The 24387-nt window shown below is 63.6% G+C and carries 31 protein-coding genes; 4 read left to right on the forward strand and 27 right to left on the reverse strand.

Annotated features, from left to right (window positions below):
* Positions 1-24 precede the first annotated feature (24 nt).
* The 9 genes from tatC to QTI66_RS19820 all read right to left on the reverse strand — a co-directional run bounded on the left by tatC (position 25) and on the right by QTI66_RS19820 (position 4855).
* Positions 25-837 (reverse strand): twin-arginine translocase subunit TatC, encoded by an 813-nt coding sequence (gene tatC, locus QTI66_RS19780; protein WP_286561562.1) that lies wholly within the window; start codon positions 835-837, stop codon positions 25-27.
* A 69-nt stretch (positions 838-906) separates the two neighbouring features.
* Positions 907-1368: a Sec-independent protein translocase protein TatB gene (gene tatB / locus QTI66_RS19785; RefSeq protein ID WP_286561563.1), complete on the reverse strand. Its 462-nt coding sequence runs from the start codon at positions 1366-1368 to the stop codon at positions 907-909.
* 9 nt (positions 1369-1377) lie between these two features.
* A complete protein-coding gene (gene tatA / locus QTI66_RS19790) occupies positions 1378-1620 on the reverse strand; it encodes a Sec-independent protein translocase subunit TatA (RefSeq protein ID WP_286561564.1) in 243 nt (80 codons plus the stop codon).
* A gap of 45 nt (positions 1621-1665) precedes the next feature.
* On the reverse strand, positions 1666-2025 hold the full coding sequence (locus QTI66_RS19795) for a histidine triad nucleotide-binding protein (protein WP_286561565.1): 360 nt from the start codon (positions 2023-2025) through the stop codon (positions 1666-1668).
* On the reverse strand, positions 2015-2404 hold the full coding sequence (locus tag QTI66_RS19800; protein ID WP_286561566.1) for a DUF4870 family protein: 390 nt from the start codon (positions 2402-2404) through the stop codon (positions 2015-2017). The genes QTI66_RS19795 and QTI66_RS19800 overlap by 11 nt, the downstream gene beginning before the upstream one ends.
* A gap of 29 nt (positions 2405-2433) precedes the next feature.
* A complete protein-coding gene (locus tag QTI66_RS19805; RefSeq protein ID WP_286561567.1) occupies positions 2434-2811 on the reverse strand; it encodes a phosphoribosyl-ATP diphosphatase in 378 nt (125 codons plus the stop codon).
* Positions 2808-3197 (reverse strand): phosphoribosyl-AMP cyclohydrolase, encoded by a 390-nt coding sequence (gene hisI, locus QTI66_RS19810; RefSeq protein ID WP_286561568.1) that lies wholly within the window; start codon positions 3195-3197, stop codon positions 2808-2810. Before hisI ends, QTI66_RS19805 begins: the two co-directional genes overlap by 4 nt.
* Position 3198: 1 nt before the next feature.
* Positions 3199-3999: an imidazole glycerol phosphate synthase subunit HisF gene (gene hisF / locus QTI66_RS19815; RefSeq protein WP_286561569.1), complete on the reverse strand. Its 801-nt coding sequence runs from the start codon at positions 3997-3999 to the stop codon at positions 3199-3201.
* 19 nt (positions 4000-4018) lie between these two features.
* Positions 4019-4855, reverse strand: a complete 837-nt coding sequence (locus QTI66_RS19820; RefSeq protein WP_286561570.1) for a D-hexose-6-phosphate mutarotase — start codon at positions 4853-4855, stop codon at positions 4019-4021.
* A gap of 189 nt (positions 4856-5044) precedes the next feature.
* On the opposite strand from QTI66_RS19820, the gene QTI66_RS19825 reads away from it, so the two are divergent.
* From QTI66_RS19825 to QTI66_RS19840, 4 genes are all read left to right on the forward strand, one after another.
* Positions 5045-6349: a dicarboxylate/amino acid:cation symporter gene (locus QTI66_RS19825; protein WP_286561571.1), complete on the forward strand. Its 1305-nt coding sequence runs from the start codon at positions 5045-5047 to the stop codon at positions 6347-6349.
* Between the two features lie 5 nt (positions 6350-6354).
* Positions 6355-7299: an amino acid ABC transporter substrate-binding protein gene (locus QTI66_RS19830; protein ID WP_286561572.1), complete on the forward strand. Its 945-nt coding sequence runs from the start codon at positions 6355-6357 to the stop codon at positions 7297-7299.
* A gap of 189 nt (positions 7300-7488) precedes the next feature.
* Positions 7489-8796, forward strand: coding sequence for a dicarboxylate/amino acid:cation symporter (locus QTI66_RS19835; protein ID WP_286561573.1), 1308 nt, complete (start codon positions 7489-7491; stop codon positions 8794-8796).
* A 9-nt stretch (positions 8797-8805) separates the two neighbouring features.
* Positions 8806-9726: an amino acid ABC transporter substrate-binding protein gene (locus QTI66_RS19840; protein ID WP_286561574.1), complete on the forward strand. Its 921-nt coding sequence runs from the start codon at positions 8806-8808 to the stop codon at positions 9724-9726.
* Between the two features lie 15 nt (positions 9727-9741).
* On the opposite strand, the gene hisA is transcribed toward QTI66_RS19840, so the two are convergent.
* The 18 genes from hisA to QTI66_RS19930 form a co-directional block, all read right to left on the reverse strand.
* The gene (hisA, locus tag QTI66_RS19845; RefSeq protein WP_286561575.1) at positions 9742-10488 is read right to left on the reverse strand and encodes a 1-(5-phosphoribosyl)-5-[(5-phosphoribosylamino)methylideneamino]imidazole-4-carboxamide isomerase; all 747 of its coding nucleotides are present in this window, start codon (positions 10486-10488) and stop codon (positions 9742-9744) included.
* A 23-nt stretch (positions 10489-10511) separates the two neighbouring features.
* The gene (gene hisH / locus QTI66_RS19850; protein WP_286561576.1) at positions 10512-11159 is read right to left on the reverse strand and encodes an imidazole glycerol phosphate synthase subunit HisH; all 648 of its coding nucleotides are present in this window, start codon (positions 11157-11159) and stop codon (positions 10512-10514) included.
* A 5-nt stretch (positions 11160-11164) separates the two neighbouring features.
* Complete coding sequence (gene hisB, locus QTI66_RS19855) at positions 11165-11794, reverse strand: imidazoleglycerol-phosphate dehydratase HisB (protein ID WP_286561577.1); 630 nt, start codon at positions 11792-11794, stop codon at positions 11165-11167.
* The gene (gene hisC, locus QTI66_RS19860) at positions 11791-12885 is read right to left on the reverse strand and encodes a histidinol-phosphate transaminase (RefSeq protein ID WP_286561578.1); all 1095 of its coding nucleotides are present in this window, start codon (positions 12883-12885) and stop codon (positions 11791-11793) included. The genes hisB and hisC overlap by 4 nt, the downstream gene beginning before the upstream one ends.
* A gap of 5 nt (positions 12886-12890) precedes the next feature.
* Positions 12891-13256, reverse strand: a complete 366-nt coding sequence (locus tag QTI66_RS19865) for a hypothetical protein (RefSeq protein ID WP_286561579.1) — start codon at positions 13254-13256, stop codon at positions 12891-12893.
* A gap of 1 nt (position 13257) precedes the next feature.
* Complete coding sequence (hisD, locus tag QTI66_RS19870; RefSeq protein ID WP_286561580.1) at positions 13258-14577, reverse strand: histidinol dehydrogenase; 1320 nt, start codon at positions 14575-14577, stop codon at positions 13258-13260.
* A gap of 4 nt (positions 14578-14581) precedes the next feature.
* Complete coding sequence (gene hisG, locus QTI66_RS19875; protein WP_286561581.1) at positions 14582-15223, reverse strand: ATP phosphoribosyltransferase; 642 nt, start codon at positions 15221-15223, stop codon at positions 14582-14584.
* A complete protein-coding gene (murA, locus tag QTI66_RS19880; protein WP_286561582.1) occupies positions 15220-16497 on the reverse strand; it encodes a UDP-N-acetylglucosamine 1-carboxyvinyltransferase in 1278 nt (425 codons plus the stop codon). The genes hisG and murA overlap by 4 nt, the downstream gene beginning before the upstream one ends.
* Before the next feature lie 22 nt (positions 16498-16519).
* Positions 16520-16762 (reverse strand): BolA family protein, encoded by a 243-nt coding sequence (locus QTI66_RS19885; RefSeq protein WP_286561583.1) that lies wholly within the window; start codon positions 16760-16762, stop codon positions 16520-16522.
* Between the two features lie 3 nt (positions 16763-16765).
* Positions 16766-17530, reverse strand: coding sequence for an ABC transporter permease (locus QTI66_RS19890; RefSeq protein WP_286561981.1), 765 nt, complete (start codon positions 17528-17530; stop codon positions 16766-16768).
* A 169-nt stretch (positions 17531-17699) separates the two neighbouring features.
* Entirely contained in the window at positions 17700-18647 is a 948-nt protein-coding gene (locus QTI66_RS19895; RefSeq protein WP_286561584.1) for an ABC transporter ATP-binding protein, read from the reverse strand.
* A gap of 71 nt (positions 18648-18718) precedes the next feature.
* Positions 18719-18991 carry an STAS domain-containing protein gene (locus QTI66_RS19900; RefSeq protein WP_286561585.1) on the reverse strand — a complete coding sequence of 91 codons (273 nt, stop codon included), beginning with the start codon at positions 18989-18991 and terminating at the stop codon, positions 18719-18721.
* A gap of 29 nt (positions 18992-19020) precedes the next feature.
* Entirely contained in the window at positions 19021-19638 is a 618-nt protein-coding gene (locus QTI66_RS19905) for an MlaC/ttg2D family ABC transporter substrate-binding protein (RefSeq protein ID WP_444815031.1), read from the reverse strand.
* 165 nt (positions 19639-19803) lie between these two features.
* Entirely contained in the window at positions 19804-20541 is a 738-nt protein-coding gene (locus tag QTI66_RS19910) for an MlaA family lipoprotein (RefSeq protein ID WP_286561587.1), read from the reverse strand.
* Positions 20538-21029 carry an outer membrane lipid asymmetry maintenance protein MlaD gene (gene mlaD, locus QTI66_RS19915; protein ID WP_286561588.1) on the reverse strand — a complete coding sequence of 164 codons (492 nt, stop codon included), beginning with the start codon at positions 21027-21029 and terminating at the stop codon, positions 20538-20540. The genes QTI66_RS19910 and mlaD overlap by 4 nt, the downstream gene beginning before the upstream one ends.
* A gap of 69 nt (positions 21030-21098) precedes the next feature.
* On the reverse strand, positions 21099-21881 hold the full coding sequence (gene mlaE, locus QTI66_RS19920; RefSeq protein WP_286561589.1) for a lipid asymmetry maintenance ABC transporter permease subunit MlaE: 783 nt from the start codon (positions 21879-21881) through the stop codon (positions 21099-21101).
* An 85-nt stretch (positions 21882-21966) separates the two neighbouring features.
* A complete protein-coding gene (locus QTI66_RS19925) occupies positions 21967-22782 on the reverse strand; it encodes an ABC transporter ATP-binding protein (RefSeq protein WP_286561590.1) in 816 nt (271 codons plus the stop codon).
* A gap of 102 nt (positions 22783-22884) precedes the next feature.
* Complete coding sequence (locus QTI66_RS19930) at positions 22885-24363, reverse strand: glutamate synthase subunit beta (protein WP_286561591.1); 1479 nt, start codon at positions 24361-24363, stop codon at positions 22885-22887.
* Between the last annotated feature and the right edge of the window lie 24 nt (positions 24364-24387).

Below are 24387 nucleotides of genomic sequence, written 5' to 3' on the forward strand. Positions count from 1 at the left end.
AAGTGAGCAAGCCTGGGGGCGAGCCTAAGTTTGTGCCGAGTCCGCTTTTTCCTGCGCCTCTTCTTCCGAATCCGGCGCCTTCGATATCTTCACGAAGTACTTGGCCGAGATGATGCCGATCTCGTAGAGCAGGCACATCGGAATGGCCAGCGCCAGCTGCGACACCACATCGGGCGGCGTGAGGATGGCAGCCGCCACGAAGGCAATCACGATGAAGTAGCCGCGGTATTGCCGCAGCTTCTCGATGGTGATCATCTCGAAGCGCACCAGCAGCATCACGACGATGGGCACCTGGAACGCCACGCCGAAGGCAATGTAGAGCGACAGGATCGACTCCACGTAGGACGCAATGTCCGGCGTCGCCGCCACGCTGGCCGGCGTGAAGCGCTGGATGAAGGTGAACATCTTGTCCAGCACGAAGAACTGGACGAAGGCAATGCCGGCGTAGGCCAGCAGGCTGCCAAAGATGATCAGCGGCAACGCAAACTTCTTTTCGTGGCTGTACAGCCCCGGCGCCACGAACATCCACGCCTGGTACATGAGCCAGGGCAGCGCCAGCAGCACGGCCGCCATCATCAGCACCTTGAGCGGCACGAAGAAAGGCGAGAAAACGCCAACCGCGATGAGCTTGGCGTCTGGCGGCATGTGGTTGCGGATGGGCACCGCGATCATGTCGATCAGACCGGCCGGACCCGGCCAGATGGCCAGCAGCACGCCTGCGACGACAAGGCCGTAGACGCAGTAAAGCAACCGGTCGCGCAGCTCCATGAGGTGCTGCACGAAGGGTTGCTCCGTGCCTGCGAGCTCGTCTTCTTTGTTCTTGTTGGAATCAACCATGGGAGGGGGGCATCGTCGGCCGGAATCCGGCACGCCATCGACGCGGTTTGGTGAACGCCGGACGGCGCGCTAGTTGATTTTGTGAGGGCGAAAACGGGCAACCCGTGCCGCGCCGGAGAGCGCCTTGGTGCGCACGCCGTTTCGGGCCTTGTACCACTGGGGCGTGGCCCCCTGCTTGAGGCGCCACTTCTTGCGCGGATGCTTGTATTGGGGAAAGGATTCGGGCGTGTCGAAAGTCGACAGCGGGGTGTAGGGGTCGGTGCCTTCCAGTTGTTGCTGCACTTCGGAGGCGCTGGTGCGGATGTTTTGCTCGACATCGCGCGCCGCGCTTTCGACCGTGTCTTTCATCTTGCGGAGCTCGTCGAGCTCCATCGAGCGATTGACCTCGGCCTTGACGTCGTTCACATAACGCTGCGCCTTGCCGAGCAGGGTGCCCACCGTGCGTGCGACGCGCGGCAGTTTCTCAGGCCCGATGACGATCAGCGCTACGGCGCCGATCAAAGCCATCTTGGAAATGCCGAGATCGAGCACGTGCGCGGATCAGGACTTTTGACGTGCTTCGACGTCAATGGTCGGCTTGTCGGCGGCGGTTGCAGCGGTGACCTGCTGCGGCGGCGTGGTCGCTGCCGGGTCGGCTGTTGCAGAACCGTCCTTCATGCCGTCCTTGAAGCCCTTGACGGCGCCGCCCAGGTCGGAGCCCATGTTCTTGAGCTTCTTGGTGCCAAACACCATCACGACGATAAGCAGCACGATCAACCAGTGCCAGATAGAAAATGAACCCATGGAAAGCTCCTGAAGAATTGCTGCAATTTTAGTCGGCGCGGGGAATCACCCCCGCAGCCAGGGGCGTGGACCGCCCATGACGTGAACATGGAGATGGTGCACTTCCTGACCACCTTCGGCACCCGTGTTGACCACCACACGATAACCGCCCTCGGGATAAGGACGGCATCCATTGTCGATCGCCAGCTTGGGCGCCAGCGTCATGATCTTCCCCATGAGCGCAGCATCTTCTGGCGTCAGTTGCGCCATGGAGGGGATGTGGCGCTTGGGCACGAGCATGAAATGGACCGGGGCCCACGGTGCGATGTCGTGGAAGCCGAAAAGTTCTTCGTCTTCGTAAACCTTCTTCGACGGGATCTTCCCTTCGATGATCTTGCAGAAGATGCAGTTGGGATCAGACGACATTGGCGGGCTCCACAGGTTGGCCGGCGTTCATGCGCACCATCCCCTTGACGATGCGGTAGAGAAACCAGAGAGAGATGAGGGCCCAGGCGATCCAGCCGGGCACCAGAAGCAGGATCCACAGCGGCGACGTGACGACGTAGAGCACGCCCGCCCACAGCACCGAGCGGATGCGCCAGCTGAAATGCGAGGCCTGCCAGGTGCCGGCCGCGTCGTCGCGCTTGACGAGGTCGATGACCAGCGCAACGAGCAACAGCGCAATCGAGGCCTGCGCACCCGGCAGCACGGCGCCGACGGCAACGACCAGGTGCATGACGTAGCTCACCCAGCCCCAGGTCTTGAGCGAGTCGTCGGCGGGTACAGGAATGATGTCATTGGCCATGGCGTTCTCCTGCTGGTTGGCGAAAAGGGTCAATCGTTGGAATCTTCGCGCGCCTGCGCCTTGCGCAGTGCTTTTTCCTCGATGCCGCTGGTGCCTGCGCGGCGTTCCAGTTCGGCAATGACCTCAGCGGGCGAAAGGCCATAGTGGGCCAGCGCGATCATGCTGTGGAACCACAGGTCGGCCACTTCATAGACGATTTTGGTGCGGTCGCCGCCGTGGTCGGCGTCCTTGGCGGCCATGACGACTTCGGTGGCTTCTTCGCCGATTTTCTTCAGGAAGGCATCGGGGCCCTTGTGCAGCAGGCGCGCGACGTAGCTCGTTTCAGCGTCGCCGCCATTGGCCGGCAGCCGGCTTTCAATCACGGCGGCAAGGCGGGCAAGGGCGTCGGAGGTCATGGTGGGGGTCATTTATAGATGCTGGCGGGGTCTTTCAAGACCGGTTCGGTCGCAACCCACTGGCCATTTTCGTATTTGCTGAAGAAACAGCTGTGGCGGCCCGTGTGACAGGCAATGCCGGGCTCATGCCCGAGTTGCGTCACCTTGAGCAGCACCACGTCGTTGTCGCAATCGATGCGGATCTCATGCACCGTCTGGACGTGGCCGGATTCCTCGCCCTTGAACCACAGCTTGTTGCGCGAGCGGCTGAAGTACACGGCGCGGCCCAGCTCGGCCGTCCTGGCCAATGCCTCACGGTCCATCCAGGCGAACATCAGCACGTCGTTGCTGCCCTGTTCCTGCGCGATGACGGGCACCAGGCCGTTCGCGTCCCATTTCACTTCTTCGAGCCAGTTCATGTCATTTCCTCACCGGAATGCCACGGGCTGCCATGCAGGCCTTGGCTTCGCCAACGGTGTACTCGCCGTAGTGGAAGATGCTGGCCGCCAGCACGGCGTCGGCGCCGCCCTTCTGGATGCCGTCGGCCAGGTCGTCGAGATTGCCGACACCGCCAGAGGCGATCACCGGCACGTTGACGGCATCGCTCACGGCGCGGGTGAGTTCGAGATCGAAGCCGCTCTTGGTGCCGTCGCGGTCCATGCTGGTCAGCAGGATTTCGCCGGCGCCGCGGCGGGCCATTTCGACCGCCCACTTCACGGCATCGAGGCCGGTGTTCTTGCGACCGCCGTGGCTGTAGACGTCCCAGCCGGCGCCGACCGGCTGGCCGTCCGCACCCGCTCGCGTCAGGTCGTCACCCTTGCGCCGCTTGGCGTCGATGGCCACGACGATGCACTGTGCGCCGTATTTGGCCGAAGCGTCCGAGATGACCTGCGGATCGGCAATGGCGGCCGAGTTGAAACTGGTCTTGTCGGCGCCCGCATTGAGCAGGCGCCGCACATCCGCCACGGTGCGAACGCCGCCGCCCACGGTCAGGGGAATGAAGACCTGCGAGGCCACCGCTTCGATGATCGGCAGGATCAGGTCGCGGCCGTCGCTGGTGGCGGTGATGTCCAGGAAAGTCAGTTCGTCGGCACCCTGCGTGTTGTAGCGCGCCGCGATCTCGACCGGATCGCCTGCGTCGCGCAGTTCGACAAAGTTGACGCCCTTGACGACGCGGCCGCCTGTGACGTCAAGGCAAGGAATGATTCGTTTGGCAAGCATGTCGGGTTCAGTAGGGATGTCAGGCGAGGCTCAACTGTTGCCAGCCTTGCCATTGCGCGCCGCCCAGCAATTGCACGGGTTCGTCGATGCGGGCCGCTTCCACGCAAAGCATGTGGCGGTAGCCGTCGTCGGGCATGTCGGCGAGCTTGGCGCTCAGCGCGGCGCCGGGGTTCCAGACCACGGTTTCGGTGCAACTCGCGCTTTGGGATATTTGAAGTGTGCCCGAAGGCTGGACCAGCCGCAGCGGTGCCGCGGGCGCGGCGTAGACGCTGTCGAACTCCGACTCGAAGCGCAGGGCCGGCGCCATTTCGACGTGCCGGTCGTCGCGCACCGCATCCCAGCGATTGGCGCCCTGCAAGCCTTCCAGACGCACGGATGCAATGTCGTCCACGCGCAAATAAGTGTGGAGCGCGGCGGCAAAGGCCCACGGCGCCGAGCCGGTGTTGTCCACCGTCAGCGCGACGCGCAACGAACGGGGTGCCAGGCTGACCTTCAGCCGTGCATGGAAGGCATGCGGCCAGACGGCACGGGTGGCGTCGCCGTCGCGCAGCGATAGTGCGAGTTCAGCGGGAGCATCAGGCCGCGAGGGCTCCGCGTGCCACGCCAGGTTGCGGGCAAAGCCGTGCTTGGGCAGCGAGCCGCGCTGGTTGAATTGCGGAAAGCAGATGGGAATGCCACCGCGAATCGCACTGTGGCCGTCCAGCAGCGCCGCCGGGCTCAGGTAGATGCGCTCAGCGCCGCCGCTCGACCAGGAAAGCACCTGCGCACCATGCAACGCCACCACGGCGGCGTCGCCGTCGGGCAGGGAAAGGCGCAAGGCCGGCTGACCGTGGAAATCGATGGTGTTGACAGGCATGCCCCGATTCTAGGAGCGCGGACAGCACACGCCGCCCCGACGCTTCGTATCTCCCACCTGTGGCCGGCATTTGCGGCTGGTCACGATTCGCCATTGCGGCCGCCAGCAAATTGGCATGAAATGCGGGTGCAACGCGCTCGACGGCACCACGGCGCGATCTCCCGACAAGCCACTTGATGAAGGGGACTCATGATGAGGAAACTGCCATCGGCCGCCTGGATCCTGATTGCGATGGTCATCGGCATCTTGCTGGGATACATGGTCTTCAAGAGCTTTCCGGACAAGAAGACGGCTGCCGAGATCGCTGGCTACATCTCCATCATCTCCGACGTCTTCCTGCGCCTCATCAAGATGCTCATCGGGCCGCTGGTGTTCTCCACGCTGGTCGTGGGCATCGCGCACATGGGTGACGCCGCGTCGGTGGGTCGGGTGTTCGGCAAGGCGATCGGATGGTTCATCACCGCTTCGCTCATTTCGCTCGTGCTCGGCCTCGTCATGGCCAACCTGCTGCAGCCCGGCCACAACCTGGGGCTGCCGCTGCCGGACATCGGCGCCTCGGCCAACCTCGCCACGTCCAAGTTCACCGTCAAGGATTTTGTGAGCCACCTGGTGCCCAAGTCCTTTGCAGAGGCCATGGCCAACAACGAGATCCTGCAGATCGTCGTGTTCTCCATGTTCTTCGGCGTGGCGCTCTCGAGCCTTGGAGAGAAGGCCAAGACGCTGATCGCCGCCATCGACGAACTCTCGCACGCCATGCTCAAGATCACCGGCTACGTGATGAAGCTCGCGCCGCTGGCGGTGATGGCCGCCATGGCCGCCACCGTCGCGGTCAATGGGCTGGAGATCCTGCTGAAGTTCGCCGTCTTCATGGGCGATTTCTACATCGGGCTGTTCCTGCTGTGGGGCGTGCTGGTCTTCGCCGGCTTTGTGTTCCTGGGGCGGCGGGTGTTCAGGCTGCTGGTGCTCATCAAGGAAGCCTTTCTGCTGTCCTTTGCAACGGCCAGTTCCGAGGCGGCCTATCCGAAGATCCTCGATGCGCTGGACCGCTTTGGCGTCAATCGGAAGATCTCCAGCTTCGTGATGCCGATGGGCTACTCCTTCAACCTCGACGGCTCGATGATGTATTGCACTTTCGCCGTGCTCTTCATCGCGCAGGCCTACGACATCCATCTTTCGCTCGGCACGCAGGTCACGATGCTGCTCATCCTGATGCTGACTTCCAAGGGCATGGCGGGCGTGCCGCGTGCATCGCTGGTGGTGATCGCGGCCACGCTCAACCAGTTCAACATTCCCGAGGCCGGCCTGTTGCTGATCCTGGGCGTGGACACTTTCCTGGACATGGGTCGTTCGGCCACCAATGCCGTGGGCAACTCCATCGCCGCAGCGGTCGTCGGCAAGTGGGAAGGGCAACTGTTGCCCGAAAGGGAGGCCGAGGCCAATGCCCTGACCCTCGACACCAACGAACGCGCCGGCTTGCAAGCCGCGCATGGCTGAATACCATGGCGACCCTCGCGACAACCGCTCTGCGCTCAGGTGCCGCTGCCGCGTTCGTGTGCGCCTCACTCCTGATTGCATCGCCGGTCTTTGCGCAGCAAGAAACCGTGGCCGTTCCGGAGGCACCGGCGCAATTGACCGGAACCTTGGCCAAGGTGCGCCAGACAGGCAGCATCGCGCTGGGCTATCGTGAATCGTCCGTGCCCTTCTCGTACCTGTCGGCGCGCAACGAGCCGATTGGCTACTCCGTTGAACTGTGCCGCGCGCTGGTCACCTCGATCGAGGACGCCATCAACAAGAGCCTCATCATCAAGTGGGTGCCGGTGACGCCGGCCTCGCGCATCGATGCCGTGGTCAATGGCCAGGTCGACCTGGAATGCGGATCCACCACCAGCAACGTCGAGCGCCAGCAGCGCGTGGCTTTTTCGCCGACGATGTTCGTGTCCGGTACCAAGCTGATGGTCAAGACGGGTTCGCCGGTGAAATCGTTTCGCGACCTCAAGGGCAAGAAGGTGGTGGTGACATCGGGCACCACCAACGAGAAGACCATGCGCGACTTGAACAGCAAGTTTTCAGTCGGCATGGAGATCCTTGTGGCGCCCGAGCACGCCGCTTCATTTGCATTGCTGGCTAAAGGTGAAGCCGATGCTTTTGCGACAGACGACGTTTTGCTCTACGGGCTGATTGCGCAAAACGCCGCCAAGGCCAATTACACGGTGCTTGGCGACTTTCTTTCGTACGACCCCTACGGAATCATGTTTCGAAAAGGCGACACGCAATTGGCAAAGGTCGTCAATGATTCCTTTCAGGTGCTCGCACAGGACGGCGAAATCGAACGGCAATACAAGCGCTGGTTCCTGCGCAAGTTGCCCTCGGGCACGAGCATCGATTTGCCAATGAGCGCTCAACTGGAATCCATCATCCAGACGATGAGCGTGAAGGCGGAATAGGCCTTCGTCCCGGCGGCAGAAGAGGCCTTGTTGCGCAAGGCCAATTCGGCGACAGCATGCCGATGGCACACACGTCATCGGTGATTGCTCGCATTGCAGCATTCACGTTTTTCAAATGAAATGCCGCCCAGGCGCACAGACTCAAAAGGTCTGTGCGCCTTTTCAATAATGATTCAAAAAGGGATACAAATGAAAAGAAAGCTGCCGCAGGCCGCCTGGATATTGATTGCCATGGCGGTTGGCATCGGGTTGGGCTACATGGTCTTCAAGAGCTTCCCGGACAAGAAGGCCGCCGCGGAAATCGCCGGCTACATCTCCATCATGTCCGACATCTTCCTGCGCCTCATCAAGATGCTGATCGGGCCGCTGGTGTTCTCCACGCTGGTCGTGGGCATCGCGCACATGGGCGATGCCGCTTCGGTGGGTCGCGTGTTCGGCAAGGCGTTGGGGTGGTTCGTGACCGCATCGCTCATCTCGCTGGTGCTGGGGCTGGTCATGGCCAATCTGCTGCAGCCCGGCGTCAACCTGGGATTGCCGTTGCCGGACATCGGGGCTTCTGCGAACCTTGCGACATCCAAGTTCACGCTCAAGGACTTCGTCAGTCACCTGGTGCCGAAGTCCTTCGCGGAGGCGATGGCGCACAACGAGATCCTGCAGATCGTCGTGTTCTCCATGTTCTTCGGCGTGGCCTGCGCGGCGCTGGGCGAAAAGGGCAAGACACTCGTTGCGGCCATTGACGAACTCTCGCACGTGATGCTCAAGATCACCGGCTACGTGATGAAGCTCGCACCGCTGGCGGTGTTGGCCGCCATGGCGGCAACGGTGTCGGTCAATGGTCTGGAGATCCTGCTGAAGTTCGCCGTATTCATGGGCGACTTCTACCTCGGCCTGTTCGTGCTCTGGGGCTTCCTGATCGCCGCAGGCTTCCTCTTCCTGGGGCCACGTGTGTTCAAGCTGATCGTGCTCATCAAGGAAGCTTTCATGCTTTCCTTTGCCACGGCCAGTTCCGAAGCGGCCTATCCGAAGATCCTCGACGCCCTCGATCGCTTTGGCGTCAAGCGCAAGATCTCCAGCTTCGTGATGCCGATGGGCTATTCGTTCAACCTCGACGGCTCGATGATGTATTGCACCTTTGCCGTGCTCTTCATCGCACAGGCCTATGGCATCGAGTTGTCGCTGGGCACGCAGGTCACCATGCTGCTGATCCTCATGATGACCTCCAAGGGCATGGCCGGCGTGCCGCGCGCATCGCTGGTGGTGATCGCGGCCACGCTGAACCAGTTCAACATTCCCGAGGCCGGCCTGCTGCTGATCCTGGGCGTGGACACCTTCCTGGACATGGGTCGCTCGGCCACCAACGCCGTGGGCAACTCCATCGCGACGGCCGTGGTGGCCAAGTGGGAAGGCGAACTGGTGTCGGAGCAGGAAGCTGAAGTCATTGCCAGGGACCTGGACAGCGCAGCGTCTGCCGCGGCCGCCAGGCCCGCGCACGCCTGAGGCCCGCGCATGAATGGCTTTGCGAAAGCATTCGGGCCGCTGGCCCGGGTCATGGCACTGCTGGGCGCGGCACTTCTGCTCGCGTCCTCGTCGGCGCACGCCCAAGTCGGCGGCCTCACCGGAACGCTGGCCAAGGTACGCGCCAGCGGAACCATCACGCTGGGTTATCGGGAATCTTCCATTCCCTTTTCCTACCTCTCCACACGCAACGAGCCGATCGGCTACTCGATCGAGCTGTGCCACGCGCTGGTGAGCGCCATCGAGGACGCGGTCAACAAGAGCCTTGCCGTCAAGTGGGTTCCAGTGACTGCGGCCACGCGCATGGACGCGATCGCCAATGGCCAGATCGACCTGGAGTGCGGCTCCACCACGAGCAATGTCGAGCGACAGAAACGCGTGGGCTTTTCGCCGACGATCTTTGTCTCCGGCACCAAGCTGATGGTCAAGAACGGTGCGCCGGTGCGTTCCTTTCGCGACCTGAAGGGCAAGAAGGTGGTGGTCACGGCGGGCACGACCAACGAGAAGACCATGCGCGACCTGAACGAGAAGTTCGGGGTGGGCATGGACATCGTCGTCTCACGCGACCATGCCGAATCCTTTGCCCTTCTCTCGAAGGGACAGGCGGACGCCTTTGCGACGGACGACGTGCTGCTCTACGGCTTGCTGGCGCAAAACGCCGCCAAGGCGGAGTACACGGTGCTGGGCGACTTTCTCTCGTACGACCCTTACGGCATCATGTACCGCAAGGGCGACGAACCCCTCGCCAGGGTGGTGAAGGACGCCTTTCAGGTGCTGGCCGAAGACGGCGAGATCGACCGGCAGTACAAGCGCTGGTTCATGCGCAGGCTGCCCTCCGGCGCCAGCATGGACCTGCCAATGAGCCCGCAGCTCGAACCCATCATCCACACGATGGCGATGAAGGCCGAGTAGGCCTTCGGCAAGCGATCAGGACGCGTCGGCCAGCGAGTCGGCGCGTGCCTGCGCCGTCGCGAAATCGAGGTCGCCGGAATAGATGGCGCGGCCGCAAATGACGCCTTCGACGCCGTCCGGCTCCACGGCGCACAGCTTGTCGATGTCGTCCATGTTCGACAGGCCCCCCGAGGCGATCACGGGAATCGTGAGCGCCTGCGCCAGCCGCACGGTCGCCTCGATGTTGATGCCCGACAGCATGCCGTCGCGGCCGATGTCGGTGTAGATGATCGACTCCACACCGTAGTCCTCGAACTTCTTGCCAAGGTCGGCCACTTCGTGGCCGGTGAGCTTGCTCCAGCCGTCGGTGGCCACCTTGCCGTCCCTGGCGTCCAGGCCCACGATGATGTGCCCACCGAAGGCGCTGCACGCGTCCTTCAGGAAACCCGGATTCTTGACCGCGGCCGTGCCGATGATCACGTAGCGCAGGCCATCGTCGATGTAGCGCTCGATGGTGTCCAGGTCGCGGATGCCGCCGCCGAGCTGCACCGGGATGTCGTCACCCACCGCACGCAGGATCGAACGGATCGCGCCGTGGTTCTGGGGCTTTCCGGCAAATGCGCCATTGAGGTCCACCAGGTGCAGGCGACGCGCGCCGGCATCGACCCACTTGCGCGCCATGGCGGCCGGGTCTTCACTGAAGATGGTGGATTGGTCCATGTCGCCCTGCTTGAGGCGAACGCAGTGGCCGTCTTTGAGATCGATTGCAGGAATCAACAGCATGGCAAATGCCCCACGGGCGGGGGCTAGGGGTTCCAATGGAGAAAGTTTCGGTAGAGCTGCAACCCGTGGTCCGCACTCTTTTCGGGGTGGAATTGGGTTGCAAAAATATTATCGCGGGCAATTGCGGCGGTAAAGCGGGCGCCGTAGTCGGCCTCGCCAACGCTGTGGCGAGATTCCGTGGGTCGGGCGTAGAAACTATGGACGAAGTAGAAGTAGCTCAAATCGGGAATACCCGCCCACAGCGCATGAGATTGCGCCTGCTGCACCTGGTTCCAGCCCATTTGCGGCACCTTGAAACGACTGCCGTCGGGTTGCAGGCGCCCTTCGAGCTCGAACTTGACCACCCGGCCGGGGATCAGGTCGAGACCGTCCGTGGCGCCTTCTTCGCTGTGCGACAGCAGCATCTGCATGCCCACGCAAACGCCAAAGAGCGGCTTGCTGGCGGCCGCTTCAAGTACCGATTCCTGCAAGCCGGAATCGCGCAGCTCACGCATGCAATCGGGCATGGCGCCCTGCCCCGGCAGCACCACGCGCGTGGCGGCACGAACCACTTCGGGGTCCGAGGTGACGAACACTTCCACGCCGACCTGATCGGCCGCGTGCTGAACCGCCTGCGACACCGAGCGCAGATTGCCCATGCCGTAGTCAACAACCGCTACTGAATTGGCCATGCGTTCTAGAGCGAACCCTTGGTCGATGGGATGACGCCCGCGGAGCGGGGATCGAATTCGAGCGCGCCGCGCAGCGCGCGGGCGAAGGCCTTGAACACGGTTTCGCACTGATGGTGCGCATTGACACCCTTGAGGTTGTCGATGTGCAGCGTGACGAAAGCGTGGTTGGCGAAGCCCTGGAAGAATTCGTAGGTGAGCTGGCTGTCGAAGGTGCCGATCATGCCGCTGGTGAAGGGCACGTCCATGACCAGGCCGGGCCGCCCCGAAAAGTCGATGACCACGCGCGACAGCGCCTCATCGAGCGGCACATAGGCGTGGCCGTAGCGGCGGATGCCCTTCTTGTCGCCCACGGCCTTGGCCACGGCCTGACCGAGCGTGATGCCGACGTCTTCCACCGTGTGGTGCCCGTCGATGTGCAGGTCGCCCTGGCACTCGATTTCGAGGTCGATCAGGCCGTGCCTCGCGATCTGGTCGAGCATGTGGTCGAAAAAGCCGATGCCGGTGGAAAGCGCGGCCTTGCCGGTGCCGTCGAGATTGACGCGCACCCTGATCTTGGTTTCGGCCGTGTTGCGGGTGACTTCCGCGGTGCGGGCGCCGACAGAGGTGACTGCTTCAGGTGCCGTAGGGGTGTTCATAGGGACTGTTCCAGAGCCGCCATCATCTGCCGATTTTCGTCGGGCGTCCCGACGGTCAGGCGCAGGCAGTTGGCCAGCAGGGGGTTCATTTTAGAAACGTTCTTCACGAGTACGCCGCGAGCCTTCATCGCCTCGAAGGTCTTTGTCGCGTCGGGTACACGCACGAGGATCATGTTCGCCTCGCTGGGCCAGCTTTTGACCGAGGGCATCCGGGCCAGGGCCTCGAAGATCGCCCGGCGCTGGGCGCGGATTTCCGTCGCCTGCGCGGCGAACACGTCGGCGTGCTCCAGCGCGAACAGCGCGCACTCGCAGTTGAGCACGCTGATGTTGTAGGGCGGACGCACCTTGTCGATTTCGGCGATGAGCGCCGCCGGACCCATGAGGTAGCCCAAGCGCACGCCGGCCAGGCCGAACTTGCTGAGGGTTCGCATCAGCAGCACGTGGCCGTGGCGGGCGATGCGGTCGAGGTAGCTGCGGCCGGCGAAAGGCTGGTAGGCCTCGTCGATGACCACCAGACCACCCTGCTCACCCTGGGCCGCGATGATGCGGTCGATGACGGCGTCGTCCCACAGGTTGGCGGTCGGGTTGTTCGGGTAGGCGAGGTAAACGATGGCCGGGCGTTCGCGGGAAATGGTTTCCAGCATGGCCGCCTCGTCGAGCTCAAAATCGGCCGTCAGCGGCACACCGATGAAACGCAGGCCCTGGAGCTGCGCGCTCATGGCGTACATCACGAAGCCCGGGACCGGCGCGAGGATCGACGCGCCCGGCAGGTCGCAGGCCATGGCAAGCAGCGAGATCAGTTCATCCGAGCCGTTGCCCATCATGAGCGCGAAGCCGGCGGGCAAGCCGGCGTGTTCGGCCAGCGCCTTCTGGAGGTCCGCGCCGCGATCACCGGGATAGCGGTTGATGGCCAGGCTGCCCAGTCGCTTGCCCAGCTCGGCCTGCAGTTCGGGCGGCAGGCTGAACGGGTTCTCCATGGCGTCGAGCTTCATGAGCCCGCGCGCATCCTGCACGGCGTAGGCGTGCATGGACTGCACGTCGGCGCGGATGCGTTGCAGGGCGGAAGGTCGGGCGTCGGCAGGTGGATTCATTTCGTTCAGCGGGTGCAGCGGAAACTGCTGCGCAAGGCGGATTCGACGACCAGCTCGACCGGCATGTCGGCTTCGTAGCTGTCGGCGTTGCGGGTGAGTTCGGATTGGTAGAGCGATCGTGCCATGGAGGGCTCCAGCCGGCGCCCTTCGACGCAAAAGGTCGGGGTTTGGCCGTTGCGCCTCGCATTGTCGCTGGCTTCGCGCAGGCCCTCCATCACGCCCACGAGGTAGTAGTTGGCGTAGAGCTTGCCGTCTTTTTCGTTGGCTTCGAGCGAGCGCAACTCGCGAATCGACATCGCCTGCGATGCCGTGGCGACAAAAAGCAGGCACAGGGCCACCGGGAGCGCCAGCGCGGCGCGAAGCTTTCGCATGTCAGCGCAGGCGCATCCGGGCGGCTTCCGCGTGCGCGTTCAGGCCTTCGCCTTCTGCGAGCGTGACGGCAATCTTGCCCAGCACCTGCGCGCCGGCTTCGCTGACCTCGATCAGGCTGCTGCGCTTCTGGAAGTCGTACACCCCCAGCGGGCTGGAAAAACGGGCCGTGCCGCTGGTGGGCAACACGTGGTTGGGGCCGGCGCAGTAGTCACCCAGGCTTTCGCTGGTGTAGGCGCCCAAAAAGATGGCCCCCGCGTGGCGCAGCAAGGGCTCCCAGCGGTGCGGCTCGCGGCTGCTCACTTCCAGGTGCTCGGGCGCGATGCGGTTGCTGATCTCGCAGGCTTCTTCCATGCTGCGCGTGTGGATGAGCGCGCCGCGGCCGTTGAGCGAGGCCGCGATGATTTCGGCCCTTGGCATGGTCGGCAACAGCCGGTCGATCTCGGCTTGCACCTTGTCGAGGTAGGCGGCGTCGGGGCTCAGCAGGATGCTTTGCGCCAGTTCGTCGTGCTCTGCCTGGCTGAAGAGGTCCATCGCAACCCAGTCCGGCGGCGTGCTGCCGTCGGCCAGCACCAGGATTTCGCTGGGGCCGGCAATCATGTCGATGCCCACGGTGCCGAACACGCGGCGCTTGGCCGAGGCGACATAGGCATTCCCGGGGCCGGTGATCTTGTCGACGGCAGGCACGGTGGCCGTTCCGTAGGCCAGCGCGGCCACCGCCTGGGCGCCGCCAATGGTGAAGGCCCGCGTCACGCCAGCCACGTGCGCGGCCGCCAGCACCAGCGGATTCTTTTCGCCGCCCGGCGTGGGCACCACCATGATGATTTCGCCGACGCCGGCGACGTGGGCCGGAATCGCGTTCATGAGAACGCTGGAGGGGTACGCGGCCTTACCGCCAGGCACGTAGATGCCGACGCGGTCCAGGGGCGTCACCTTCTGGCCCAGCAGCGTGCCGTCTTCGTCGCGATAGCTCCAGCTTTCGCCCGAGGCCTTTTTCTGCGCGTCGTGGTACTTCCGCACTCGCGCGGCCGCGGCCTCGAGGGCATCGCGCTGCGCCGCGGGCAGCGATTCGAAGGCGGTGCGCAATTCATCGGCGCCCAGTTCGAGCGCGCCCATGCCGGCCACGTCAAGCCGGTCGAAGCGCGCCGTGTATTCGAGCACCGCGGCATCGCCCCGCTCGCGCACGTCCGCCAGGATGTCGGCCACGCGCTGCTCGATGGCCGCATCCGTGTCCGCCGACCAATGCAGACGGGCCTTGAAATCGGCTTCGAATGTGGCGGATGCGGTCGACAGACGCGCGGGAGCGGCGGCGGGTTTCTTCATGGATTCAACGGGCTTCGAGGGCAGCGGAAAAGGCGTCGATGATGTGGCGGATCGGCTCGCGCTTGAGCTTGAGCGCCGCCTGGTTGACGACCAAACGGGCGCTGATGTCCATGATGCGCTCGACTTCCAACAGGTGATTGGCCTTGAGCGTGTTGCCGGTCGACACCAGGTCGACGATGGCGTCTGCAAGCCCCGTGAGCGGCGCAAGTTCCATGCTGCCGTAGAGCTTGATGAGGTCGACGTGCACGCCCTTGGTGGCAAAGAATTCGCGCGCCAGGCCCACGTACTTGGTGGCGACCTTGATGCGCGAGCCCTGGCGCACGGCCGAGGCGTAGTCGTAGTCGCCGCGCACGGCCACGCTCAGGCGGCAGGCTGCGATCTTCAGGTCCAGCGGCTGGTACAGGCCCTGGTTGCCATGCTCCAGCAGCACGTCCAGCCCGGTGACGCCGAGGTCGGCGCCGCCGTACTGCACGTAGGTGGGCACGTCCGAGGCGCGCACCAGCACCACGCGCACGTCGGGGCGCGTGGTCGCGAGGATGAGCTTGCGCGATTTCTCAGGGTCTTCCGTGACCTCGATGCCGGCTGCCGCCAGCAGCGGCATGGTCTCTTCGAAAATCCGGCCCTTGGACAGCGCGAGGGTGATCAATTGGCTTTTCCTGTGACGCGTTCGATGTCGGCGCCGATGCCGCGCAGTTTGGTTTCCATGCGGTCGTAGCCGCGATCGAGGTGATAGATGCGATCGACCAGCGTTTCGCCATCGGCCACCAGGCCGGCAATCACCAGGCTGGCGGAGGCGCGCAGGTCGGTCGCCATGACGGTGGCGCCCGACAGTTGCGGAATGCCTTCGATCACGGCGACCTTGCCGTCGGTCTGGATCTTCGCACCGAGCCGGTGCAATTCATCGACGTGCATGAAACGATTTTCGAAGATCGTTTCGGTGACGGTCGAGGTGCCTTCCGCAATCACGTTCAGCGCCATGAACTGGGCCTGCATGTCGGTCGGAAAGCCGGGATATTCCGTGGTGCGAAAGCTCTGCGCCTTGAGCCGGCCGTTGGACTGCACGCGAATGCCGCCATCGACGGCCGCAACCTGTGCACCCGCTTCTTGCAGCTTTTCGATCACGGCGTCGAGGTGATCCGCACGGCCGTGGCGCAGGAGCACGTCGCCGCCCGTGGCCGCGACGGCGCAAAGGAAGGTGCCGGCTTCGATGCGGTCGGCCACCACCTGGTGCGTGCAGCCATGCAGGCGCTCCACACCTTGAATATGGATGCGGCTCGTGCCGTGGCCTTCGATCCTGGCGCCCATGGCGATCAGCATTTCGGCCAAGTCGCCGATTTCCGGCTCTTGTGCGGCGTTTTCGAGCACCGTTTCGCCTTCGGCCAAAGCGGCGGCCATCAGGAAGTTCTCGGTCCCCGTGACAGTCACCATGTCGGTCGTGATGCGCGCGCCGTGCAGGCGCTTGCGGCCGCCGGCCAGCGTGGCAACCATGTAGCCGTGCTCGACGGCGATGTCGGCGCCCATGGCCTGAAGACCCTTGATGTGCTGGTCCACGGGACGCGAACCGATGGCGCAGCCACCCGGCAGCGATACCTTGGCGTGACCGAATCGCGCGATCAGCGGGCCCAATGCCAACACCGATGCGCGCATCGTCTTCACGAGGTCATAGGGCGCTTCGGGATTCGTGAGGTCGCGCGCGTCGAGGCGAACGGTGCCGTTGTCGTCGCGATCAGCCTTGACGCCCATGTTGCGCAGCAGCTTGAGCATCGTGGCCACGTCTTGCAGACGCGGCACGTTGTGCAGGACGACCGGTTGATCGGTCAGAAGCGCTGCACACAGTTCAGGCAGCGCGGCGTTCTTGGCGCCGGAAACGGTAACTTCGCCGCGGAGCGTGCGCCCGCCGCGAATGAGCAATTTGTCCATAACAATCCCAGATAAGAAGGAGCTAGCGCGGTTGGGATGCCCACTCGGCCGGCGTGAAAGTTTTCATCGAGAGGGCGTGAACCTCGTCGGTTTTGATTTTCTCACCCAAGGTCTTGTAAACCAGTTGATGGCGCTGGATCGAGCGCTTTCCTGCAAACTCTCCGGAAACAATTGTGGCAAACCAATGCCGCCCATCACCCTCCAACGTGATGTGTTCGCACACCAGGCCGTTTTCGATGATGGATTTCAGTTCTTCGGCGGTCATTTCTTATCCTCGAATCTTGTAGCCGATGCGCAGCAAGTGCACGGCAATGGCGCTGATGACGAGCCAGGCGGTCCCGACGATGCCCAGGCTCAGCCACGGCGACGCATCGCTCACGCCGAAAAAGCCATACCGGAATCCGTCGATCATGTAGAAAAAAGGATTCAGATGGCTCACGTGCTGCCAGAAAGATGGCAGCGAGGAAATCGAATAGAACACGCCGGACAGGAAGGTCATCGGCATGATCAGGAAGTTCTGGAACACCGCCATCTGGTCGAACTTTTCCGCCCACAGGCCGGCGATGAGGCCCAGCGTTCCCAGCATGGCGGCGCCCAGGAAGGCGAACACCACGATCCAGAGCGGCGCCACGAAATCGGGCATGGCGAAGAACATCGTGACGACGAACACGCCAACGCCCACCGCCAGCCCGCGCACGATGGACGAGCCCACGTAGGCAAAAAACCAGCCCCAATGCGACAGCGGCGTGAGCAGCACGAACACGAGGTTGCCCATGATTTTGCTCTGGATCAGCGAGGACGAGCTGTTGGCAAAGGCGTTCTGCAGCACGCTCATCATCACCAGGCCCGGAACCAGGAAAGCGGTGTAGCTCACCGTGCCGTAGACCTTCACGTGGTCTTCCAGCACATGGCCGAACACCATCAGGTAGAGCACGGCGGTGAGCACCGGCGCGCCCACGGTCTGGAAGCCGACCTTCCAGAAACGCAGCACTTCCTTGTAGAGCAGCGCGCGCCAGCCGGTGGCAGTGATCATCATGACTGCCCCCTCGCTCGGCACTTCGTGTCCTCGCTGCCCCCCGAGGGGGAGTTCGCTTGCTTGGGGCGGCCCGGCACTGAAGCTGTTGCCCCCACGCTCGGCACTGGCGTGTCCTCGCTGCCCCCCGAGGGGGCGTTCGCTTGATTGGGGCGGCCCGGCACTGCGCTCATCGCGCCACCTCCAGCGGGGTTTGCTCACCAGCCATCAGGTCGATGAAGACGTCTTCCAGGTCAGCCTTGCGCATTTCGACGTCCTCCACGGCCAGGCCCGCCTCGCGGACGGCGGCCAGCAGTTGCTCGACTTCATGGGCGTTCTTGGCGGGCAACTGGACGATGCGCCCGGTAATTCGCGCGTGCTGCGCAATGGCCCAGGGCAAGGTCCCGTCCGTCTTGAAGCGCAGCACGTTGCTTGCGGCGGAACTCAGAAGAGCGCTCGTGCTGTCCAGCGCAATCACGCGGCCCTGCTTGAGCATGGCGATGCGGTTGCACAGCGCCTCGGCCTCTTCGAGGTAATGCGTCGTCAGGAGCACCGTGCTGCCTTGCTTGTTGAGCTTGGCGACGAACTGCCACAAGGTCTGCCGAAGTTCCACGTCGACGCCTGCCGTTGGTTCGTCCAGCACGATCACCGGGGGCTTGTGCACCAGCGCCTGTGCCACCAGCACGCGCCGCTTCATGCCGCCGGAGAGCTGGCGCATGTTGGCGTTGGCCTTGTCGGTCAAGCCGAGGCTGTGCAGCAGCTCGTCGATCCACGCGTCATTGTTCTTGATGCCGAAGTACCCCGACTGGATGCGCAGCGCCTCGCGCACATTGAAGAAGGGGTCGAACACCAGTTCCTGCGGCACCACGCCCAACTGGCGCCGTGCCTCGGCAAAGTGGTTTTGCACGTCGAAGCCGTGCACGCAGACGGCACCGGCCGTGGGGCGCGACAAGCCGGCCAGGATGCTGATCAGCGTGGTCTTGCCGGCGCCATTCGGGCCGAGAAGCCCGAAAAATTCACCGTCTTCGATGTCGAAGCTGATCTCGTCGAGGGCACGCAAACCTTGCTTGCCTTGGGCTCGCTGTTGGCGTGAAGGGGGATAGGTCTTGGAGACAGACTGGAACGAGATCGCGGGCATGGGAGCCCGGGATTTTACGGGCCCGGAGATTTCCGCGCCCTTTAACGGCTGTTACGGGCCGCCGCCCGCGATCAAGGCGCGGCTGGCAGCAGCGCCGCGACGCCGTACAGCGTCGCCAATTCGCGCAGGCGCGCAGGCAGAGCCTTCACCGCAAATCCGCGGCCCGAGGCGTTGGCTTCGCGGCGGCAATCGAGCAGCACCGCGAGCGCCGATGAGTCGAAATGCGTCAGGGCGCTGGCATCGACCACCGTCGCGCTGCCGTTTTGCCCGGCCATGCCCTGTTGCAGCATGCGCATGCAGGCGGGCGCGTCTTCGTGCATGAGCTTGGCGGGAAGAACCAGCATGATGGTGATGAACTCGCCCTGCCCGGTGATCAGCTCTTGGACGCGCTGGACTTGTTGCGCGCGGCCAGCGTGGCGATCAGACCGTCGATGCCCTTGGTGTTGATTTCCTGCGCGAACTGCGTGCGGTAGGTATCCACCAGCCAGATGCCCAGCACATTGAGGTTGTAGATCTTCCAGCCGCCCGCTTCGCCGGGCGTCTTGACCAGGCGGTAGTCGAGCTGCACCGGCTCGCCGCTGCCACGCACCTCGGTGCGAACCAGCACTTCCTTGTCATCGGGCGAACCGCGGAAGGGACGCACGGTGACCTCCTGGTCCGTCACCTGATCGAGCGCGCCCGCATAGGTGCGCACCAGGAGCGTCTTGAATTCTTCCTGCAGGCGCTTTTGCTGCTCGGGCGTGGCTTCGCGCCACTTCGGGCCGACCGTGGACGCGGTCATGCGCTGGAAGTCGACGTTGGGCATGATCATGGTGTCGACCAGGACCATGATCTTGTTCACGTCACCGGCCTTGATGGACTTGTCGGTCTTGAGCTTTTCAAGCACATCGACCGTCAGGCGCTTGACCAGGGCATCCGGCGCCTCGTCCGCCGCGCGCGCCGGCTGAACGAACGCCACTGCGGCGCTGAACAGCATGACGCTTGCCAGCATGAACTTGCCCCAACTGCGGCGTTGAACTGCTTTATTCATTGAAAAACTTTCCCTTGATGATTTTTGAGTGGATATCGAGCCTGCGATTGGGGCCATTGTTGCGCGCAAGGTTCCCGCGCGGGTTTACCGCATGCAACCAGATGCAAAGCTTCAGTAAAGCCCGGCTTATTTGCTTTGATCCGGCGGATTGCCGTCGTAGACGTCATTCAGGCGCCGTTGCAGGAAGATGTCACGCGTGAACGAATACTTGTCGAGCGCCATCTGGCTGAGCATGCGATCGACCTTCAGCAGGTCGGTGCGGGCATCGATCAGTCGCATGCCGTAGAGCGAGTTTCGCACCGGAATGTTGTCCACATTGGAGATCAGGCCGCCCTGATAGTCCACGGGCAATGCGGCCGCGTCCCGCACGGTGGAAGGCCCCAGCAGCGGCAACACCAGGTAGGGACCGCTGGGCACGCCCCAGCGCCCGAGCGTCTGACCGAAATCTTCGCGGTGCCGCTCGATGCCTATTTCGCTGGCAACATCCAGGATGCCGCCCAGTCCAAAGAAGGTGTTGACGTTGACGCGCATGAAGGTTTGCGCGCTTTGCTGCGCACGCAACTGCATCACGCTGTTGGCAAAACTCCAGACGTCGACCAGATTGTTGAAAAAGTTGCCCACGCCGGTACGCACCGTCAGCGGCACGACCTTTTCGTAGGCGATGGCCACGGGACGCATCACCGCATCGTCGATCACGTCGTTGACGCGGGTCACGCCGCGGTTGAAGGGCTCCAGCGGATCGGCCGGATTGGCGTTGGGACCGGTGGCGCAAGCCGCCAGCGAAAGGGCAGCCAGCAGTGCGCCCGCGCGCAGCACACGATTCGCCGCAGGTCGCACGGCTGGCAGATTGGCAGAAAGCTTCATTTCTTGTTGTTGGATGACTCGGGAGACGAACTGCCCTCGGTAGCCTTGCTGTAGAGGAATTGGCTGATCAGATTTTCCAGCACCACCGCCGATTGCGTCGACGTGATCGTGTCGCCGGGTTGCAGGTTGTTGGCATCGGCACCCGCCTCGATGCCGATGTACTGCTCGCCCAGCAGGCCGCTGGTCAGAATCTTGAGCGAACTGTCCTTGGGGAAACTGTAACGGCTTTGCAATGCAAGCGTCACGCCAGCCTGGTAGTTCTTGTCGTCGAAGGCGATCGACTCGACCCGGCCCACGACCACGCCGGCGCTCTTCACCGCCGTTTGCGGCTTGAGGCCACCGATGTTGTCAAAACGCGCGTTGACCAGATAGGTCTTCTGGAAGTTCAGGCTCAGAAGGTTGGCCGACTGCAGCGCCAGGAACAACAGCGCCGCCGCGCCGATCAGCACAAACAGCCCGACCCAGATGTCACTGCGGGAACGTTGCATGGAAAACTCCTAAGCTCTCTTGAACGGGCTCAATTCCGTTCGGGAATCTGCGCGTGTGGGGTCGCGCTTTCATATGTTGAACATCATGGCGGTCAGCAGGAAGTCGAGCCCGAGCACCGACAACGACGACATCACCACCGTGCGCGTGGTCGCCCGCGAAACGCCTTCGGGGGTGGGATTGGCCTCGTAGCCCTGCAGCAAGGCGACGAAGGTGACGGTCAGGCCGAACACCACGCTCTTGATGACGCCGTTGCCCACGTCGCGCCACACATCGACACCGCCCTGCATCTGACCCCAGAATGCGCCCGGATCGACGCCCAGCATGATGACGCCCACCACGTAGCCGCCCATCACGCCGACCGCGCTGAAAACCGCTGCCAGCAGGGGCATGGTGATGACGCCGCCCCAGAATCGCGGCGCGAGGATGCGCTCCACCGGATCGACCGCCATCATTTCCATGGCGCTGAGTTGCTCGCCGGCCTTCATCAGGCCGATTTCGGCAGTCAGCGAGGTTCCGGCCCGTCCGGCAAACAGCAGCGCGGCGACCACGGGACCCAGTTCGCGGACCAGCGCCAGGGCCACGAGCAGCCCCAGTGCATCGGCGGAGCCATAGCGCTGCAAGGTGTAGTAGCCCTGCAGTCCGAGCACAAAGCCGACGAACAGGCCCGACACCGCAATGATGGCCAGCGAGTAGTTGCCCAGGAAATGGATCTGGTCGCGCACCAGCCCAAAGCGACGCAGTGCGCTGGCGCCGCGAAACAGGAGGCGCACGAAAAAGCGCGCGGCGTGGCCGATGTCCGCCAGCTTCGAGCGCACGGCAAAACCGACGTCCGCGGGATTCCAGAAACTCATTTGCCAACCCCCACGCTCGGCACTTCGTGTCCGTCGCTGCCCCCCGAGGGGGCGCGAGCTTGCTTGGGGCGGCCCGGCGCTGCGCTCATGCCCTGCCCCCGCTCGAATTGCCGAAATCATCCTCGACGCTCACGGCGGGATAGTGAAAGCGCACCGGCCCGTCCGGCAGCGCGTTGACGAACTGGTGCACCAGCGGATCGCTGCTTTGCCGCACTTCGCTGGGCGTGCCCTGCGCCGCGACGGTGCCATTGGCCAGCACCACGACGTGGTCGGCAATGCCGAAGGTCTCTTCCAGATCGTGCGACACCACGATGCTGGTGAGCCCGAGCGTGTCGTTCAGGCGACGGATCAGCTTGGCGGCCGTTCCCAGCGAGATCGGGTCCAGCCCGGCGAAGGGTTCGTCGTACATCACCAGGTCGGGGTCCAGCGCAATGGCGCGGGCCAGCGCCACGCGACGCGCCATGCCGCCGGAGACTTCGCTGGGCATCAGGTCGCGCGCACCGCGCAGGCCGACCGCATCCAGCTTCATGAGGACGATGTCGCGCACCAGCGATTCCGGCAAGGGCGTGTGCTCGCGCAGCGGAAATGCCACGTTGTCGAACACGCTCATGTCGGTGAACAGGGCGCCGAACTGGAACAGCATGCCCATGCGGCGCCGCGCCTTGTAGAGCGCGGTCTGGTCAAGGCTGGGGATGTTCTGGCCGTCGAACAGGACTTCGCCCTGCTGCGGGCGGATCTGCCCGCCGATGAGGCGCAGCGCCGTCGTCTTGCCGCCACCCGACGCACCCATGATGGCCGTCACGCGCCCCTTGGGCACGGCGAAGGACACCCCGTCCAGGATGGCGCGCGCGTCATATCCGAACCGGACGTTGCGAAATTCGACGAGTGATGAGGAGGCCAAGGCGTCAATCGAGCAAAAAAAGAGCCGGGCCGCCTCAAAGGGCTCCCGGCTTGCGGATTCTTGATGATAAATGATGCCAGTTGATGCCGGCATCACGCGGTTTCAGCGAGGTAGGTCGCTGAAACCCATCAGGAACTCATCGACTGCGCGTGCTGCCTGACGGCCTTCACGGATCGCCCAGACGACCAGCGATTGACCGCGGCGCATGTCGCCAGCCGCGAAAACCTTGCGAACGTTCGTTGCGTAGCCGCCCACGAATTCGACCGAGGCTTTGGCATTGCCGCGCGCATCCTTCTCGACGCCGAAGGCATCGAGGATGGAAGCGACCGGGCTCACGAAGCCCATCGCCAGCAGCACGAGGTCGGCCTTGAGCGTTTGCTCGGAGCCCGCCACTTCGACCATCTTGCCGTCCTTCCACTCGACGCGAACCGTCTTGAGGCCGGTGATCTTGCCCTTTTCGCCGATGAACTCTTTGGTGGAGATGGCGAATTCGCGCTCGCAGCCCTCTTCATGGCTGGAGCTGGTGCGCAGCTTGATCGGCCAGTAGGGCCAAGTCAGCGGACGGTTTTCTTCTTCCGGGGGCTGCGGCATCACCTCGAACTGGGTGACGCTGGCGGCGCCGTGGCGGTTGCTCGTGCCGACGCAGTCGGAACCCGTGTCGCCGCCACCGATGACGATGACGTGCTTGCCGTCGGCGCGGATCTGGCCCTTGACCTTGTCGCCGGCATTGATCTTGTTCTGCAGCGGCAGGAACTCCATCGCGAAATGGATGCCGTCGAGGTCGCGGCCCGGCACCGGCAAATCGCGCGATTGCTCGGCGCCGCCCGTCAGCACGACGGCGTCGAAATCCTTGTCGAGTTGCTCGGGCGTGACGACTTCCTTGGCCCAGTTCGTGACCTTGGAGCCCTTGCCCAGCGCATCCTTGGCGGCGCCGACGACCACGCCGGTGCGAAAGACGACGCCTTCGGCCTTCATCTGCTCGACGCGGCGGTCGATGTGCGACTTCTCCATCTTGAAGTCGGGAATGCCGTAGCGCAGCAGGCCGCCGATGCGGTCGTTCTTTTCGAACAGCGTCACGTCATGGCCGACACGCGCGAGTTGCTGCGCCGCGGCCATGCCGGCCGGGCCCGAACCCACCACGGCGACCTTCTTGCCCGTCTTGTGGCGAGCTGGACGCGCGCCCACCCAGCCCTCTTGCCAAGCGCGGTTGATGATGGCGTGCTCGATCGACTTGATGCCGACCGGGTCGTCGTTCACATTGAGCACGCAGGCAGCCTCGCAGGGCGCCGGGCAGATGCGGCCGGTGAATTCCGGGAAGTTGTTGGTCGAGTCGAGCACCGCAAAAGCGCTCTGCCAGTCGTTGCGGTAAACGAGGTCGTTGAAGTCCGGAATGATGTTGTTGACCGGGCAGCCGCTGTTGCAGAACGGCGTGCCGCAGTCCATGCAACGCGCGCCCTGGATCTTGGCCTGCGTGGCGTCGAGGCTGACAACAAATTCCTTGTAATGCTTGAGACGCTCCTCGACGGGCTTGTAGCCCTCTTCGATGCGCTCGTGTTCCATGAAGCCGGTGATTTTTCCCATCGTGCTGTCCTCTGTTCTTTTTTA

Origin of the sequence: Variovorax brevis, from assembly GCF_030317105.1 — a bacterium.
Taxonomy (GTDB): Bacteria; Pseudomonadota; Gammaproteobacteria; order Burkholderiales; family Burkholderiaceae_C; genus Variovorax; species Variovorax brevis.